The 18,343-nt window shown below is 44.8% G+C and carries 8 protein-coding genes; 1 reads left to right on the forward strand and 7 read right to left on the reverse strand.

From position 1 onward, the window contains the following. Positions 1-232: 232 nt before the first annotated feature. A complete protein-coding gene (locus GFS24_RS28680) occupies positions 233-2,659 on the reverse strand; it encodes a TonB-dependent receptor (protein WP_153665932.1) in 2,427 nt (808 codons plus the stop codon). Between the two features lie 220 nt (positions 2,660-2,879). On the opposite strand from GFS24_RS28680, the gene GFS24_RS28685 reads away from it, so the two are divergent. Next, on the forward strand, positions 2,880-5,984 hold the full coding sequence (locus GFS24_RS28685) for an efflux RND transporter permease subunit (protein ID WP_153665934.1): 3,105 nt from the start codon (positions 2,880-2,882) through the stop codon (positions 5,982-5,984). Here GFS24_RS28685 and GFS24_RS28690 read toward each other — a convergent pair. The 6 genes from GFS24_RS28690 to GFS24_RS28715 all read right to left on the reverse strand — a co-directional run bounded on the left by GFS24_RS28690 (position 5,958) and on the right by GFS24_RS28715 (position 18,310). Then, the gene (locus GFS24_RS28690; protein WP_153665936.1) at positions 5,958-9,842 is read right to left on the reverse strand and encodes a chemotaxis protein CheB; all 3,885 of its coding nucleotides are present in this window, start codon (positions 9,840-9,842) and stop codon (positions 5,958-5,960) included. The genes GFS24_RS28685 and GFS24_RS28690 overlap by 27 nt on opposite strands. Then, on the reverse strand, positions 9,817-10,308 hold the full coding sequence (locus GFS24_RS28695; protein ID WP_153665938.1) for a response regulator: 492 nt from the start codon (positions 10,306-10,308) through the stop codon (positions 9,817-9,819). The genes GFS24_RS28690 and GFS24_RS28695 overlap by 26 nt, the downstream gene beginning before the upstream one ends. Before the next feature lie 204 nt (positions 10,309-10,512). Continuing rightward, a complete protein-coding gene (locus GFS24_RS28700) occupies positions 10,513-11,835 on the reverse strand; it encodes a DUF4302 domain-containing protein (RefSeq protein WP_153665940.1) in 1,323 nt (440 codons plus the stop codon). Positions 11,836-11,852: 17 nt separating this feature from the next. After that, positions 11,853-13,184 carry a substrate import-associated zinc metallohydrolase lipoprotein gene (locus GFS24_RS28705; protein ID WP_153665942.1) on the reverse strand — a complete coding sequence of 444 codons (1,332 nt, stop codon included), beginning with the start codon at positions 13,182-13,184 and terminating at the stop codon, positions 11,853-11,855. An 18-nt stretch (positions 13,185-13,202) separates the two neighbouring features. Next, positions 13,203-14,663 (reverse strand): RagB/SusD family nutrient uptake outer membrane protein, encoded by a 1,461-nt coding sequence (locus GFS24_RS28710; protein ID WP_153665944.1) that lies wholly within the window; start codon positions 14,661-14,663, stop codon positions 13,203-13,205. A 17-nt stretch (positions 14,664-14,680) separates the two neighbouring features. Then, positions 14,681-18,310, reverse strand: coding sequence for a SusC/RagA family TonB-linked outer membrane protein (locus GFS24_RS28715; protein WP_153665946.1), 3,630 nt, complete (start codon positions 18,308-18,310; stop codon positions 14,681-14,683). Positions 18,311-18,343 lie beyond the last annotated feature (33 nt).

Genomic DNA, 18,343 nt, shown 5'->3' on the forward strand with positions numbered 1-18,343 from the left:
AGATGGGGACTAATACACAACATGGGCCTCCTGCCCAGTCACTCACTTAGTTCACCCCATCTCTTTCCTTCAATTTAATCCATTATTTTATCCATACAAATCTAAAGGTCACTCACTTGTACGGTTTATTCTCTAATGAGCGATTTTTTTTAATAAGAATACAATAAAAAACCCCCAGCCAAAAAAAAGGGCACCCTCTCAGGCACCCTCTTCTAAATAATTAAAAAAGCAATTAAAACTTAAACGCCGCACTCGCAGCCAAACGCCTTGGCATTTGCTTCTCAACAGTTGTCCATCCACCAAAATATTCCTTGTTAGCAATATTATCCAGCTTCACCGCCAGGCGGAACGCTTTCACATTATAGAATACCGTAGCATTGAAGATAGTATAAGAAGGTAAAGTGAAAGTTCCCGTTCTCTTATCATTGGTGATAATATTCTCACTCGCATAATTTCCACCAACACCAGCACCTAATCCCTGCGCTTTACCACCAGTGATCGTATAACTGATCCAAAGATTAGCCAGTTGCTCAGGCCCTGCACTCACCGGCCTTCTACCCAGCACATTCACATCCGACTTTACCATCTTGCTATCGTTGAAGGAATAACCCGCAACAATGTTCAGCCCGTTAACAGGACTGGCAGTAAGGTCGAATTCAACACCTTTACTACGCTGTGTTCCATCCTGAACACTATAGTTATAGGTAACCCCTTCTTTTATAATAGAAGCAGGCATGGACATGTTGGACACTTCCAGATCATAATAACTCGCAGTGAAGTTCAATTTATGATTTAATGCATCCATTTTAATACCACCTTCAAACTGGTTAGCCTGCTGCGGTTTAAATGTAGTGACCAGTTCAGGCAATGGGAAAGCAGGAGCGACAGCATTTTTGAACCCATTCATGTAGTTCGCAAAGATCCCGATCTTGTCCTTCACCACCTGGTATACCAATCCAAACTTGGGAGATACCGCCGTTTGGCTATAGTTACCGGTTTTTACACCTGTAAGGTTATTAACAGATCCTTTATTGTCGAAATGATCTACCCGCACACTCAGCATTGCTATGAACTGAGGAGTGATGTTCAGCACATCGGAAACATAAGCACTGTAAGTAGCGTTGTTGGAAGTGTTTTTTTGACCACCAGCTACAAGTTGTGCAAGCTTTGCATCCACCGCCTGCCTGTTTACTTTGCCATAATTTACATCCTTGGCGTTAGTCACATCTACAGAATCATACAATGCACTGGCTGAGTTGTTATTGGTCTGTTGCTGGCTAAGATAATCCAATCCAAACACCACCCTGTTCCTCATATTGCCGATCTTAAAGTCGCCAATAAAATTCTGTTGGATACCCGTAGTGGTAGAAATAGAGTTCTGGGTATAGATGTAGCGGCTGATGAGTGTATCATTCTGTCTGCCACCCTGGTCTGTGAACATCACATAAGAATAATACCCATCACTTTTACGCACACTTCTGGAAAGATTAGTTTGAGATGTCCATTTATCAGATAACTTATAGTTGACCTGCCCGTATAAATTCACCGTAGGTGTTTTATTCGTGAGGTCGTTAGCAGTATAGGAACGATTGAAGTCCATGTGCAGTTCGGCTGGCGTAGTAGCTTTCAGAGGACGTGTACGATGCAGGAATACCATCAGCGGGTTGGTATTTTCTCCATTGTAGAACTCTGCATTTACAAGGAAAGAGACTTTCTCATTTACCTTATAAGATAAGCTGGGCGCCAGGAAGAAAGATTTTTTGAAACCGGCATCCTGGAAACTGCCTTCATAATGGTAGGCGCCATTCACACGCAGTAAAGCAGATTTATCTGCATTCAGGGGAGTATTTACATCAGCAGTGATCCTGCTAAGGCCATAACCACCACCGGTATAACTGATCTCTCCGCCAAAATTTTCATAAGGGCGTTTAGTGACAATGTTCATTAATCCCCCAAAAGAAATGAGGCTGCTGCCAAACAAAGTACTGGAAGGGCCTTTGATCGTTTCAATCCTTTCAATATTGGCAGGGTCAATGGAACCATTGGTTAATCCCGCAATACCATTGATCATGGTAGGCTGCACTGCAAAACCACGAATGGAAAAATATCCTGCGCCATCACCCGGCCTGCCGGTAGAAGACCATAAACGACTCACACCCGGCGCATTTTTGATGGCATCATCAAAGGTAGTGATCACCTGTTCTTTCATCAGCTCTTTCCCGATCACGTTATACACCTGTGGGTTCTCAATATTTTTGATCGGTAAGCGGGCAATGTAATCACTTTCCTTTTTCGCGAATTTCAGCTGGCGGTCTTTGATGATCACCTCCTGCAATTGCGTATTGGATACCTTTACTTCAAATGCAACGGAAGTTGTTTCATTAGCGGTTACCGTTACAGTTTGCTCTGTTGTTTCGTAACCCAGGAGGGATACCAGCAAAGTATATTGGCCCGGAGCGATCTTACGGAAGTTGAATACGCCCTTCTCGTCTGTTACTACACCTCTGTTCTTGTTTTTGATCTGCACCGTTACAAAAGGAGCAAATTGACCGTCGTTGGTTTTGATCGTCCCTTTAATATGCCCGGTTGGATTTTGTGCCTGCGCGCCTATCGCAGTGAAAAACAGCGCCAGGACAAATAATGTAAATTTCTTCATCATGATATATTTATTGGCTGATGGCAGTAAAGAACTGCCGTTGGTTTATCCGCCGCAAAATTGAGGTATGATGAGTCAGGAGGATGATCGGATGCGGAAATAAATTTACGCGATAGGGAAAAATTCTGCAAAGCGGGCCACAGGCCTATAGGGATAAATTTATCCTGTAGGGAATCTTTTTTCCCTGATTGTTTGGCCCCCGGATTCTGAGCAGTTTTACATTATGCTCAGAAAAATAATCAACCGGCCCGTGCTGGCCTCCGTAGTATCTGTCATCCTTGTTATTCTCGGTCTACTGTCCTTGAAAAGCTTACCCATGGAGATCTTCCCTGATATTGCACCACCCTCCGTGGCAGTATCTGCCAGATACCCCGGCGCCAATGCAGAAACCGTAGCCCGCGCAGTAGCCACCCCTTTGGAACAAGTGATCAATGGGGTAGATAACATGACGTACATGTCCTCCTCTTCCTCCAATGATGGCACATTGGTGATCTCCGTCTTTTTCAAACCCGGTACCGATCCGGACCAGGCTTCTGTAAATGTACAGAACCGTATTGCACAGGCCACCAATCAATTACCGAAAGAAGTGGTGGAAGCCGGTGTGATCACTTCGAAACAACAGAACAGTATGATCATGTTCATCGACCTGCTGTCAACAGACGGCCGTTACGATGGAGAGTTCGTCAACAATTATATGCTCATCAACCTGATTCCTCAAATTCAAAGGGTGCAGGGGGTGGGTAAAGTAGCCATGTACGGAAGTAAAGATTACGCCATGCGCATCTGGCTGAACCCCGCACAGCTGGCCGCTTACAACATGAGCCCCCAGGAAGTGATCACAGCTATCAACAATCAGAACCTGGAAGCAGCGCCCGGCCGTTTGGGAGAAGGCAGTGAAGTGGCTTTTGAATATGCCATCCGGTACAAAGGAAAAATGAATAAAGAACCGGATTATGAGAACATCGTGATCCGCGCAGAGCCGGGCGGAAAAGTGATGCGCCTGAAAGATGTAGCCCGCGTGGAACTGGGATCTCTGGATCATGCTTATGCATCAGCCGTTACCTCCAACGGCAGGCCGGACGCCGGCATGTTCATCTACCAGACCCCTGGTTCCAACGCCAATGATATCCAAACGGAGATCCTGAAAGTGATGGAGAAAGCAAAGAAGTCATTCCCAACCGGATTAGATTATCTCGTTAGTTTCAGCACGAAAGGTTTCCTGGACGAAGCCATCGCACAGGTAAAGGGCACTTTGATAGAAGCCTTTATCCTCGTATTCATCGTTGTGTTCATCTTCCTCCAGGATTTCCGTTCCACCCTTATTCCTGCAATAGCAGTGCCGGTTTCTATCATCGGTACCTTTTTCTTCATGCAGGTATTTGGCCTCACCATCAATTTTCTTACCCTCTTTGCATTGGTACTGGCCATTGGTATTGTAGTAGATGATGCAGTAGTGGTAGTGGAAGCAGTGCATAGTAAACTGAGCCAGGGAGCTGATCCGAAAACTGCCACCGTTACCGCCATGAGCGAGATCACCGGTGCTATCTTTTCCATCACACTGGTCATGGCTGCCGTGTTCTTACCAATTGGTCTCACAGAAGGACCGGTAGGTGTTTTCTACCGGCAGTTTGCTTTCACGCTGGCCATAGCCATTGTACTTTCTGCCGTGAACGCATTAACGCTGAGTCCTGCATTATGTGCCCTGCTGCTAAAAAGTGATCATAAAAAGAAACATCGTTTCTTCCAGTATTTCAATACCGCATTTGAAGTTACATCAGCAAAATACATAAATGCCGCGCATTTCCTGATCCGCCGTAAATGGCTGGCACTGGGAGGTTTAGTGATTGTAGGCATCGCCACTTTTGCCTTAGCCAGCACCACACCCAAAGCCTTCATCCCCACAGAAGATCAGAGCATTGTTATTTCCACCTTAAACATGCAACCCGGCGCAGGGTATTCCCGCACAAAAAAAGTGCTGGACAGTGTACACAAAAAGATCAGCCAGATGGAAGCCGTAGAATTCAGTTCTATGGTAGTAGGAGAGAACCTCATGGCAGCAAGTGTCTCCCCTTCTTACGGTTCTATATATGCCACACTAAGACCCAAAAAAGAACGCGGCGAATTTTCAGACATCAACAGCATCGTCGATTCCATCAATACCCTTTTCTACAGTTTCCCGGAAGGTAATTCCTTCACCTTCATCATGCCCACCGTACAGGGATTTGGTTCTATAGATGGTGTAGATGTAGTACTGAAAGATAACACCGGCGGCCCTATCAGCAAACTGGCAGGAGAAGCGGACCGCTTCATCGCAGATCTGCAGAACCGTCCGGAAATAGGAACCGCCTATACTTCCTTCAACGCCAACTTCCCGCAATTCCAACTGGAAGTAGATGATGTGAAAGCAAAACAATTAGGCGTAGAAGTTAGTGATGTGTTGAATACCATGCAGGCCTATTATGGCAGTGTATATGCTTCTGATTTCAACCGCTTCGGAAAATATTACCGTGTAGTGGTACAGGCAGATGTACCTTATCGTGCAGATGAAAGCAGCCTGGACTATATCCATGTGAAAAATGTATATGGAGAAATGGTGCCCGTTAGATCAATAGCCCAACTGAAACGTGTATTCGGTCCCGAAGTGATCAATCACCTGAACCAGGCAAATGCCATCACCGTAAGCGTACAGGCCAAACAAGGCTTCTCTTCCGGCGATGCCATGAAAGCCGTGAACGAAGTAGCCGCAGCATTGCCTCTTGGTTTCTCCCATGAATATATAGGCATGGCAAGAGAAGAACAATCCTCCGGTTCACAGACAATATTCATATTCGGACTGTGCGTAGTATTTGTGTATTTCCTGCTGGCCGCACAATACGAGAGTTACATTTTGCCGATGGCCGTGATGTTATCATTGCCAACAGGGATCTTAGGTGTATTTGCTTTCATCCGTATGATGGATGTAACCAATAATATTTATGTGCAGATCACTTTGATCATGCTGATAGGTTTGTTAGCAAAGAATGCTATCCTCATCGTGGAGTTTGCGATACAAAGAAGGAGAGCAGGCAAAGCATTGCTGGATGCTGCTTTGGAAGCTGCGAAATTAAGGCTTCGGCCTATTCTCATGACTTCCTTTGCCTTCATTGCCGGCCTGTTACCTTTATTGTTTGCAAAAGGCGCAACAGAACAGGGCAATCGCGCTATTGGGTCTGGCGCTATTGGAGGGATGCTGTTTGGAGTTGTGCTGGGCTTGTTTATTATTCCTGTTTTGTTTGTAGTGTTCCAGGCTTTGCAGGAGAGGTTATTCGGGGTGAAAGTGAACGACTGACACACCTTCCTGTAATGCCTGGATGTCCTGATCAGGAATATAGATGGTAAACACAGCGCCCACATTTAAAGTGCCGGAAGCCGTAATTATACCATTATGATTTTCCACGATCTTTTTTACGATGGCAAGGCCGATGCCGGTACCGGGATAATCCCCTTTACCATGCAGGCGTTGGAAAAGTTCAAAGATCTTGGTGCTGTACGTGGGATCAAAGCCAATGCCATTGTCTGTAATGGTGATACAACAATATTTTTTCTTAGGTAGTAATGTTTCGTGTTGAAATTTGCTGCCATGGCCAATTTCACTGGTGATCGTTATACGGGGTGGAATATCAGGTTGGGCGAATTTGAGGGCATTGCCAATGAGGTTGTGCAGGAGTTGCTGGAACTGGTAAGGAATGATATCGGCCTCGCATAGTTCATCTGCGATGATAATGGCATTCTTTTCCAGTATAACATCTTTCAGCTGTTCCAATACAATTTTGAGAACAATATTAAGGTCTGCTCTTTCAAATTTTTGCTCCGTGACATTTGTGCGCGAATAAGCCAGCAAGTCCTGGATCAGCGTTTGCATCCTGTTGGCGGCATTCCTGATCCGCTGGAAATAGTCCTTCCCGTTTTCGGATAAATTAGCATCCTCCTTTTCCATCAGGCGGGTGGTGAAGGTCTGTATCTTACGAAGCGGCTCTTGCAGATCATGGCTGGAAACATAGGTGAAGGATTCCAGTTCCTTGTTCATATTCTGCAGCTCCTCATTCTTTTTGAGAAGTATGGTGTTGTGTTGTGCCAGCCTGTTTTCATTCTTTATGCGTTCCAGTTCTATTTCTGCACGCCTCGCCACCACTTTCAGGATAGAAGATACCGTTTCCGTATCTTCTATCTTCTTTCCATGCATCACAGCAATCACCCCGTGTTCATTCCCTTGCGTATCAAATAAAGGGTATCCGATATAACCTTCTATAGCAAATTTGAGCGGAAATGCGTGGCTGCCGCGTATTTCCTGTTCAAAAGAACCACTGGGCAAAGGATAATGAATATTTCCCGCTAATTTCCCAAAAGAAGCCAGCGCAATAGTATGCATGTATAACTCTTCCTGATCATTTTGCTCATATTTACCCACAAAAACATAGTCCAGGTGGGTGAGGTCCGCAATATATAATGCTACAGAATTGAAGAACTCAAGATGGATCTTATAGGGGGAGAACTTCTCGGAAAAGGCCGTGAGGAAAAGTTTGTTGTATTTACTCAGAATACTTTCCTGGTTCTTTTGCTGGAGTTCTTCATTCGCATGCCGTAATTCTTTTGTACTGTTGGCGATGGCTGCTTCCAGGTCATCCTCCGTTTTTTTCCGCTCAGTAATATCCTCAATGGCCAGCAGTATTAATTTCTCTGTTCCGTTTTCTTTTAAAATTTCATGTGCATTTAATAACAGCGTTCGCTGCTCCGTGGATGAAAAATCATAGGCCACTTCAAAATCAAAGAAGCTTTCTTTCTCCGGAAGAATGGCTTCCAGCAAGGTCCTCAGTGCCGGAATATCCCATTGCCCGTTACCCAGTTCATAAATGGAAACACCTTTTGTGTTCAGGTCATTTAACAGGAATTTTTTATAAAAACTCCTGTTGGCGGTACTTACCCGCAGGTTTTGGTCTAATACTACCAGTGGTTCCCTGATAGTGGCTACAATAGCTTCCGCATAATTTTTCTCTATGGTAAGCATATCGTTCAGGCCCACCATGGCCTGATTCACCACCGTTAATTCTTCAATGGTACTTTGCAGTTCCTCTTTGCTGGTTTCCAGTTCTTCATTCAGGCTCTGTAATTCTTCACTGCTGCTCAATAACTCTTCATTAGCGCTTTGCAGTGCTTCATTTACTGCTTCCTGGTCTTCAGAAATGGTGCGCATATCATCCCGGGTTTGCCCCAGTTCTTTTTCTAATTGTTGTATCAGCAGGTCTTTATCTTCTTTCTTTATTTTTGAATTGAAGGGCGAGTTTGCCTTTAAAGAATTTTCATGAAAGAGGATGAGGTAATGTGGCTCTACTAAATTAGGTAAAAGAATAGCTTCAATATTGATGATGCGAAGGCCGTCCACTCCCTGTACCGGGATATTTTCCTTGATAACAGCGGCTTTTTCCTTTTTAACTTTATGCAGGATATTACGCAGTTCAAATCCCAACCCGCTTTTCGCCATTTTAAGCAGGTTATGGCTGGGTTTCCCTGGTGATTGCTCCAGGTAATTACTGGTACTGCCCCGGAAATGGAGAATGTCCATCGCTTCATTGATCACCACACTGGCAGGTGTGTATTTGCTGAGCAAAATATCATCCGCGGTTTTTTGAAAGTCCGTCCTCGTATTCACGATCATGGGTGTATTTCCTGTATGGCCGGCAGCTGGTTCACGTGGCTGGGTGGCCACTTGCACAAACTGCCCTGTTACACCCTTCCGGATGAATAATTTATCGTTCTTGCCCACAAATGTAAAAAGATCAGGTACACTACTGCTGGTTTCTGATTTGCCCAGCAACATATATCCTTTGGCATTTAAAGCATAGTGAAAAGTGGTGAGTGCCTTCTTTTGCAGGTAAGGCTCCATATAGATAAGCACATTGCGGCAACTGATAAGATCTATTTTGCCAAAAGGAGGATCTTTCAGGAAATTATGTACCGCAAATACGCACATATCCCGTTCTTCTTTATTGATCAGGTAGCCCCCCAGGGTTTTAGTAAAGTAGCGCTCTAAATGATGTGGCGTTAATCCCTCTACTTCGTTTTTTGTATAGATACCTGCCCTGGCTTTGGTAATGGCCCGTTCACTCAGGTCTGTAGCAAATATTTGCACTTTTTCCAGGTTGTCTCCCAAAAACTCTTTGATGCAGATAGCAAAGGAATAAGCCTCTTCACCGGTACTGCAGCCTGCTACCCATATGCGTATGGGTTCTCCTGATATTTTGTTCTTTAGAATAACGGGGAACACCGAATCATATAAATTATCAAAGGTTTTAGGATCGCGGAAAAAACTGGTAACAGGAATTAACAGGTCCTGGAATAAAACATCCAGTTCATTGGCATGTTCCCGTATATGTTTAAGATAAGCAGACGGTACTTCGTTTTTATTAAGCACCATTCTGCGAAGTATCCTTCTTCGTATCGTGGTTTGTTTGTAGTAAGTAAAATCAGTTCCCTTACGGATGCGTAGCAGTAAAAGGATCTGTTTGAACACTTCTTCGTCTGACTGTTCCTCCGTTCCACTCTTATTAATATGCTGTGTGATCTCCAGTAATTTTTGCGGGATGTTTTCAGGGGTAAGGATAAAGTCAACTGCCCCTGCCTGTATGGCACTGGAAGGCATGCCGTCATACGCTGCGGAAGTTTCGTCCTGCGCAAAGGTAATGCCCCCATGATCTTTAATGGCTTTTAGTCCCAGCGTGCCATCTGAAGCAGTACCGGATAATACCACACCAATAGCATGGGATTGATGCACTTCCGCCAGTGAAGCAAAGAAAATATCTATAGGCAGGTATCGCTCATTGTTGGATTTTGGTGGGCGGGGACTGAGTTCAAGGACGCCATCATTAGCCAGCAACATTTTATTGCTGGGAATAATGTAAATATGATCTGGTTCCACGATCACATCATCCTTAATTTCTAATACAGGAATATTGGTCACTTTTTGCAGGAGGGCAGAGAGCATACTTTCATGGCTGGGATCCAGGTGTTGTACTAACACGTAGGCTATGCCTGACTTTTCAGGAATAGCTTTTAACAACCGTTTAAATGCATCCAGCCCGCCGGCAGAAGCGCCAATACCTACTACGGGAAATAGGTTGGATGACTTAATCAGTGTTTTGTTTGTAGTCATTGTTGTAAGAGTCAGTAAGTAACACAAATCCTTCAATGGAAGGCTGTGTTGAATTTCTCTGTGCTGCAACGTTTATTGCATCATAGATCACATTTTTGAGTTTGGTAAACTCATTGGGCTTTTGAATATAGTGCATAGCCCCGTTCTGGTAAAGCTGGCTGGCAATGTCTGGTTCGTAAGAAGTAGAGAATATAATGATGGGAAGCTTGTTTAGTTTCGCATCGTTTTTTATTTCTACTAAACATTGGAACCCATTTTTACGGGGCATATTAAGGTCGAGGAAAAGAACATCGGGAAGCTGGGCGTCTTCTTTTGTCAGCAATTGCATGAGCTGGTCACCATCAAATACGGTAGTAAGGGCGGCGGATAGGGGCAATTCTTCCAGAGCGTCTTTAAAAAGAAGGCAGTCATCATTATCATCGTCCGCAAGGAGGATGCTTTGGATGTTTAATTGAGAGAAAAGCATAAATGTAAAGATTAAGCCATAGGAGCGGGTATATACTCATCCAATTTGTGCTTATTAAAAGTCATATGCGAAAGATATGGCCTGTATTGCTTTCCAATACGATGTAATGTATGCTATTTCGGTCATATAGCCGTTTATAATAGGAAAGGGCAACCATTCACTGGTTGCCCTCCTTTCTCTCTGGTACTAGCGATGATCAGATGATCATTTTGACAGGGTTCCGTAGTAATAAGATGCAGGATTAGCTTTGTTGTACAAACCGCCGAGCAGTAGATCACTGGAAGGGTTGGAAACCCAGTCCATTTTAAAGGTATTGTTAGTGAAATAATCCGTTATGGATACAAACCCAGCCCCTACAACATTCGCGTTGTTATCCCTGGAAACAAACGTAAACGTAATGTCTCCATTCGCTGCCTTTGCCATCGTATACAGGAAGTTAGCCTGGAAAGCAGTGCCCGCTGTATTTCTGTAGTAGAAACGGATCACCGTTTCATTAGCAGGGTTGAACATCACCTGCACATAATCCAGCACACGGCCGGCATTACCCACTGCCGCCAATCCTGTTTTAGCAGCATTGTACCTGGTGTTGAAATCTGCATTCAGGTTCACCGGTACTGTTAAAGGATTGTAGATGAGGATGGTATTGGCTTTCCCACTACCCAATGTAAGTTCCAGCGGAATAATAGGAGTGGTGGACGCCTGGAATTCATAACGTTTGGTGCCCACCATTACATAGTAGATGCCTTTCACATCATCCCATAATAATTCAGAGAAACTTTCTGTGGCATTGCCGTAGGGCTGAGCCAACTGGATGCCTTTCAAAGTAAAACTGAAGCCCACCGATTGTGTAACCACTATCTGCTGATCATCCACATAACTGAAGGTCAAACGTTTAGTTTTTGAATCAACGCCGATGGTGATCTTACGGTTATCCGCCAGTTGCACGAACAGGAATTTACTGTCCGTTGCATATTTCGAAGTCAGCTTCATGATCGTTTTGATCCTGCCGGCAGCATACAATTGCTGCTCTGCCGCTGTTGCTTTTACGAATGTAACCGGCATGTCATAGAAAGTGCCTTTCACCTTCATAGAATCTCCCTTGGTTTCCACCCAGGCAAATTCATATTCACTGATCAGTCCAATACCTACAGTACCGCCCAGCTTACTGGGATCAGGATCAGCCAGCAGGTGGAGGTAATTATAAGTATCAAAGATCAGGGTAGGGCGTTGTAATGCCTTCAGACGATAACTGCTTTCTTTGGGAGTGATAGCACTCACCGTATCAATATCACTGGTCATCGTTACCCGGCCTTTATCTGTAAACTGCATGTAGAAGGAATAGCCATTGTTAGCACCGGTGAAAACATTTGCTTTCCATCCACCGGGTGAACTCAGCAGATCTTTTTGAATATTACCCAGTACTTCAGCGAGCCTTTTATCCGGATCACCTAATATCGGATCATCTTCTTTTTTACAACCGGAGATCAGGCCGGCTAATATTATCAGGTATGTGAGTGTTTTTTTCATGTTGCTTTTTTAAAGGGTTATTTACCTAACAAGCCTATCATGTAAGCTGCGGGCGTGGTTTGGTTTAATAAACCTGCGTATTGCTCCGGCGTACCCGTTTTAGGATATCCCGTATAATAATCCAGTTTGAAAGGGAAAGCAGCCAGGTAATTGGTAGTGATAGATACCAGGCCGGGCTCTACCACGCTTGCATTACCATCCTTGGTAGTGAGTGTTAGCATAGTCACTCCATTGGCATCCGGGTTCATGGTATAAGTAAAAGATGCCGTAAAGTTGACGCCCGCCTGATTCCTGTACATGAAAGTTGCCACAATGGTTTGCTCTCCCGTTACCACCAGTTTCATGGAATCCAATACCCTGTTGGCAGCACCTACCGCAGCCAGCCCGGTTTTAGCGGCTGCCCAGCGGGTGTTGAAATCTGCGGACAGGCCAGTAAGCCTGGCAGGGTTGATATTGATGGAACTGTAGATCTTACCGGGGCCTATGATGTGCCGGAATTTGAAAGGTGCAAAACTATTCAAAGCCACCTGTGTTGAATTCTGCAAACTGTCGAAATTAATATTGTACACCTGTTTGAAATAGGTCACCACAATATTTTCTTTCGCGCGGATAGATGCAATAGCAGCAGGATTAGGAATCGTGTTCACGATCGCTTCATAATTCGCTTTGCCTTCTGTGAGCATGACCGCTACCATTTCCACAAAATCCTCATCCACAGCAGAAGAAGCATAAGGTGTGATGCAACCCAGCAAACGTGCCGCGTCGTCACTCAACTGGTTCCAGGAAGAAGTATACACAGATGGCGTGATCAGTTTGAACTCCGGAGGATACATGATATTCTGATGCAGGATATGCGCAAATTCATGGTGGATCGTTTTTAATACCCGCTTGGTAATGTCCCTGTCTGTATTAGAAAACTCATTCACCCGGAAGAGCGTCACCTTAATACCACCTTCAGCCTGGCCGAGTGTAATGGTACCATTCGTGTTGTATTCCGGACTGCCCACCAGTACATATTGTTTAGGGCAGAATTTCCGGATGAAAGGTTCTCCCGCTTCTTTGGAATAAACATCTATCCAGGCTTTGCGCACTACTTCCATCAGCGGCTGGATCTTGTCTTCATAAGGAGGAACCAGTCTTTTATCCAGTGCCAGCTCAGAAGCATCCCAACGATATTTTACCTGGATGTTGTAAGGTTTGGTGAAGGTATTGTACAGCCACTCATCAATAGGACCCTTTGGCCAGGTATCACCTTCCAGGCCAAGTATCGGTTTGCTGACGTCCTCTTTCTTTTTGCATGCAGCAAATAAGAAAGAGCAGAGCAGGAGATATATAATATGTTTTTTCATGTTGCCTTGTTTTACCGGTTAACGGGGATTTAATTCAATGCCTGCCAGGTTCGCCTGCTCTGGTAATTGCAATACTCTGTTCAGGTCACCAGGTTTGGATGTAATGGTGTCGCCATCCCAGAGTGTATGCACTACCGTCATTTTGTGACGGAGAATATCAAACCAGCGTAAACCTTCATGAATAGTTTCCATACGTTTCAGATCAAGAACAGCATTGGTCAATGCTACCTGTACATCCGTTGTTTTATAAAAAGTAAGCGCTTTAGCTTCAGTGAGGTTATGGGTAGCCGCCACGTAACTCACTACACGCTGACTGATGAAGAGGTTAATATCCTTGAGGGCATTTTCATAATCTTTCTTCTGAACGTAAGCCTCTGCGCGGTTCATCAACACTTCTTCCGTGGTGAACAAAGGCACCATATTATAACCAACACCTGTGCTGGCATTGATGCTGGTGCGTACAAAATGCTCCTGGAATTTCCGTACATAGTAGTTCAGGGAATTCTGGGTGAATAACCTGTATACCATCGTTCCGCCTGTAAGATTCGCTTTACCACCACCGCCAAAGATGGCGTCTGTTGCTTTTACACCGGAAGAGAAACGGTAAGACCTGAACCGGCGGCCATACCAGGAACTAGTTTCACCGATCAGGAGGTTGGCTGGTTCAGTTGCTTTAGTATAAGCAAGCGCCACAGCGTCCGAACTCATTTGATAGTAACCGTTGATCCAGTTACGCATGTTCTGTAAAATGCTGTTGCCCGGAAAGGCCAGTCCCGCATGCTCAATTACTTTATCCGGGGCCTGTTTGTAGAGATAGAAACGGGTAGCAAAAGCATGCGCTGCTTTTTTCGTAAAGTGATAAGCCGGTATTTTATAAGCATTGTTATTGATCAAAGGAATACCTTCTGTAAGGTCTTTCTCAATCATCTCATATACGTATGCTACCGTTTTACGCTCATATTTCTTTGAAACCACTGTTTCCGGCTCCAGCACATAAGGAATGCCCGGATCAGTTGCAGCAGTAGCAGGATCATAGAATTTAGAGAAGAGGGAAACCAGCATGAAATGGGCATAAGCACGTGCTACCAATGCTTCTCCTTTTTGTGCCGTGTACTTCTCAGGATCGGCTGCTTTTTTGATAGCATCCAATGCCTGGTTAGCAGATGCGATGGCATCATAACAATTGTTCCAGTAAAAGATGGGAGAATCCTGGTTGGTTTCTATCACATCATCATATATATATGGAAGGGAATTGATCGGATACTGATTGGCAGCACCAAAGTTGTCCGTAACATTATCAGACATGGCCTCGCAAAATGTAAAGTAATTAGCACGAGGGTAAGCGGATACCAGCAACTCAGATACCTTTTCCGGGGTATTGAGATCAGCCCTTTGATCAGGGGCCTGCTCCAGGTATTTTTTGCAGCTGCTTACAGTCAGGCTACTGAGCAGTATAGTATATAAAGCAATTTTCTTCATGATTCAAGTTTTAAGCGTTAAAGACCCACTTTAAGTGAAAAAGTGAATTGACGCGGTACCGGTAAAGCCACACCACCAGATGTAAAGAATTCCGGATCCTGCCCCTTCAGCTTTTTATCCGCATATACCAACCAGAGGTTAGTGCCTACCAGGTTCACAGAAGCAGTACCAATACCGATCCTGCTCAGCATGTTATGTGGCAGGTTGTATTGCAGGGAAACGGTCTTCAATCTCACAAAAGAACCATCAGCCACCCTTACACTGGAATAGTTGTAAGTATTATAAGGATACACCCCATTCGTTAACTGATAACGGAGGGGATCCATGATAGAAGGCACATTGGTGATCTTTTCATCTCCCGGTAATGTCCAGCGGTCCAGGAATTCCTTTGGCATGGCATCCAGGTCGTTATAGGTATTCTTGTAAGCAGGATTCAGCCTTATTTTATTACCCGCCTGGTACGTGAAGAAAATATTCAGCGTAAGATCTTTATAACGGATCACGTTAGACAGACCACCTGTATAGAGCGGGTCTACAGAACCTTCATAATGGAGGTAAGAAGTATTGGTGCTTTGCAGGTATACATTATTGGTTTCCTTACCACCTTCGTCGATAAAGAGGGGAGTGCCTGTTTCAGGATCAAGACCTTTAAAGTCAATCGAGTAAAGGCCGCGTACGGCATTTCCTTCTTTCGGCCCACCTTCCGGAATCACGAGATCATAAATGCGGGGAAGACTTTTCAAATTGGTGATCTTGCCGGTATTATAACCAAATGTGAGGTTGGTACGCCAGCTGAATGACCTGCTGTCCAGTATCTTCGCACCAATGGTAAATTCAATACCCTTGGATTTCATATCCGCATAGTTCGCAGATTTCGTTTCCTGCCCACCAATGCCGGAAGTGCGGAAGTTATCTATCAGATCAAAACCATTACGTTGATAAACATCCGCCGTAAGGGTCAGTTTGTTTTTCAGCAATCCAAGGTCAACACCAATATTGGCCACATAGTTTTTCTCCCAGGTCAGCTCTGAATTTTCCAGGCTCCTGATATCTATGCGGGATTCTGTTTCTGATAAATAAGGACGAAGGGATGACCCGTTGTTGAACACCACAGAGGAATTCGTAGCAGGTCCAAAACTGGCGTTCAATCCATAAGATGCACGTACTTTCAGGAAGTCCAGCATATGCTGTTGCTGGAAGAAGGGCTCCATATCAACGTTCCAGGCACCGGAGAATGTCCAGGTAGGTAACCAGCGCGCAGTGCGGGAAGCACCCATCTGATTGGAACCATCATACCGCAAACTGGCTTCCGCCACATATTTGTCCTTCCATGCGTAACGGGCAGTGGTGAAGTATTCCAGGTGACGGTCATAGTATTGCTCCATGCCGTAATAGTTGTAGTTACCTTCCAGCATTTGTTTGATGATGCGGTAATCCGTAAAAGGCGTACCACCTTTATCATACTGGTATCCGTAACCATTGTTCCAGGCATTCTGGCGGTTGGCATATTTAATCCCCTGGCCACCCATCCAGCTGATGTTATGGTTGCCGATGAGTGTTTTATAGTTCAATACGTGGCGCGCATAATAACTCACCAGGTAATCTTCGTTCCTGTTGTAGAAACCACCCTGTGGCAATACCACTTGTGGGTCTGCTTCCGGATGGTCCGGATCACTGTAGAGGAAACGGTTCCGCTCACGGATAGTGGAAGAAGCCGCTGCCTTGAATGCGCCAGCCATGTTGGAATATTCTGTGATGCGGTGTTCACGGGAAGTTTTTACATACCGTACAGAACCCAGTACCGTGTAGTCCCAGTTCTTATTGATCTTATAGTTCAGATCACCCTGTAACTTCAGGTCCAGCATGTTCAGCTTGATCGTGTTCTGCTTTAATTCATTCAGGATGTTAAAAGGAGCATAATTACGGGTGAAGTATTCTTGGTCCCCGTCCTCATCATAAGCAGTGAGCACGCGGCTGGTATTAAGAGAATAGCTGAAAGGATTAATATCGAAATCACGGGTGTATTGTCCTTCCACCACATTACTTCCTCTGGTGAGAGAGCCAGGTGCTGTTTGTTCCCGCACAGATCCTGTAGCAATCACCCTCGCAGTGAGCTTATTGGATAACTGGTAGTTATTATTCAGGTTCATCGTATAACGCTTCACGTTATCGCCCACTGTCCATCCGTTATCATTATACATGCTTGCAGAGAAGTAATGCTGGGATTTGTCCGTACCGGAAGAAATACTAATGGCATGTTCCTGTACAAATGAATTCTTGAAGAGGATATCAAACCAGTCTGTATTGGTACGTGCATATCTTTCCAGGAATGCAGCCTGTGCTTCCGGTGTATTTTCTAATGCAAAATCGCCCGTAACAGGATCATCCGTATTAATGAGCTGGTACATTTTAGTGAAAACACCACCATTAGGAGCTGTAAGCGTAGGACCCAGGTTCAGCCAGCCTTTGCGGTTCATCTCTGCGTATACAGACATCTGGTCTGCAGAGTTCATCAGGTTAAAAGTGCTGTAGGTAGGCTTCAGGAAAGTAGAGAAGTTCCCCGTATAAGAAACCAGCGGTTTACCAATACGTCCTTTCTTTGTAGTGATCACGATCACCCCGTTCATCGCTCTTGCACCATACATCGCAGTAGCAGCAGCATCTTTCAGGATCTCAAATGTAGAAATATCATCCGCATTGATCCCTGCAACAGAAGAACCGATGAGTGTCAGCGGGTCTCCACTGGAAAGCTGATCGTTAGATACATTCACCACATCTTCCAGGATCACACCATCTATTACCCACAACGGTTTGTTTTCGCCCCTGATGGAAGTAGCGCCACGCACCCTTACTTTGGGAGCAGCTCCGAAAGTACCCGATACATTCTGTACAGAAACCCCTGCAGCACGGCCTTCCAGCATCCTGCTGATATCAATGGTACCTTCCATTTTCACATCTTCCGCTTTCAGTTTAGTAGCAGAACCCGTAAAGAGTTTTTTATCAATATTCTGGTAACCGGTAACCACCACTTCCCCCAAACTGCTGATGCTTTCTTCCATCAGCACTTTCATATCCAGGTGGCCCTGTGTGATCTTTATCTCTTTAGGTTTATACCCGATCATCGTGAATAAAAGCGTAGCACCATCATTTACTTTAATGGAGAAATTACCTGCTCCGTCTGATTGTGTACCATTATTTGTACCTTTTTCCACGATAGTGATTCCGGGCAGCGGTTCTTCAGCTCCCTCACGGTTCTTTTGCACAACAGTGCCTTTCACCACCATTTCCCGCTGCACATGCGTAACGGGAACAGCTGCCTTTTGAAGGATCACTTTATCACCGATCTTTTTGTAACTGATCCCTATCTGCTTTAAAGAATTCATCACTTCATCCAGCGAAGGATTATCTGAATGCAGGGGAACACTCGTTTCCTTGCTGATCACATCTGCATCGTACACAAAAGTGATCTTGTAGAGCAACTCTAATTTTTTCAGCAATGCCGGTAGTTTCATATCCGCATTACCATTTGCAACGAGCTGGGAAACTACTTCCGGGGGGAGGGCCGCCAGGCTCACACTGCCTGTTAGCGGCCATAAAAGAAGGAATAGCAAGGTCCTTCCTTTTCGCTTTGTTATGCAAGTACTCATAAGCTGAGAGATTTTTGGTTGAAAAATGTGTAG

Source organism: Chitinophaga sp. SYP-B3965, assembly GCF_009647655.1.
GTDB lineage: Bacteria > Bacteroidota > Bacteroidia > Chitinophagales > Chitinophagaceae > Chitinophaga.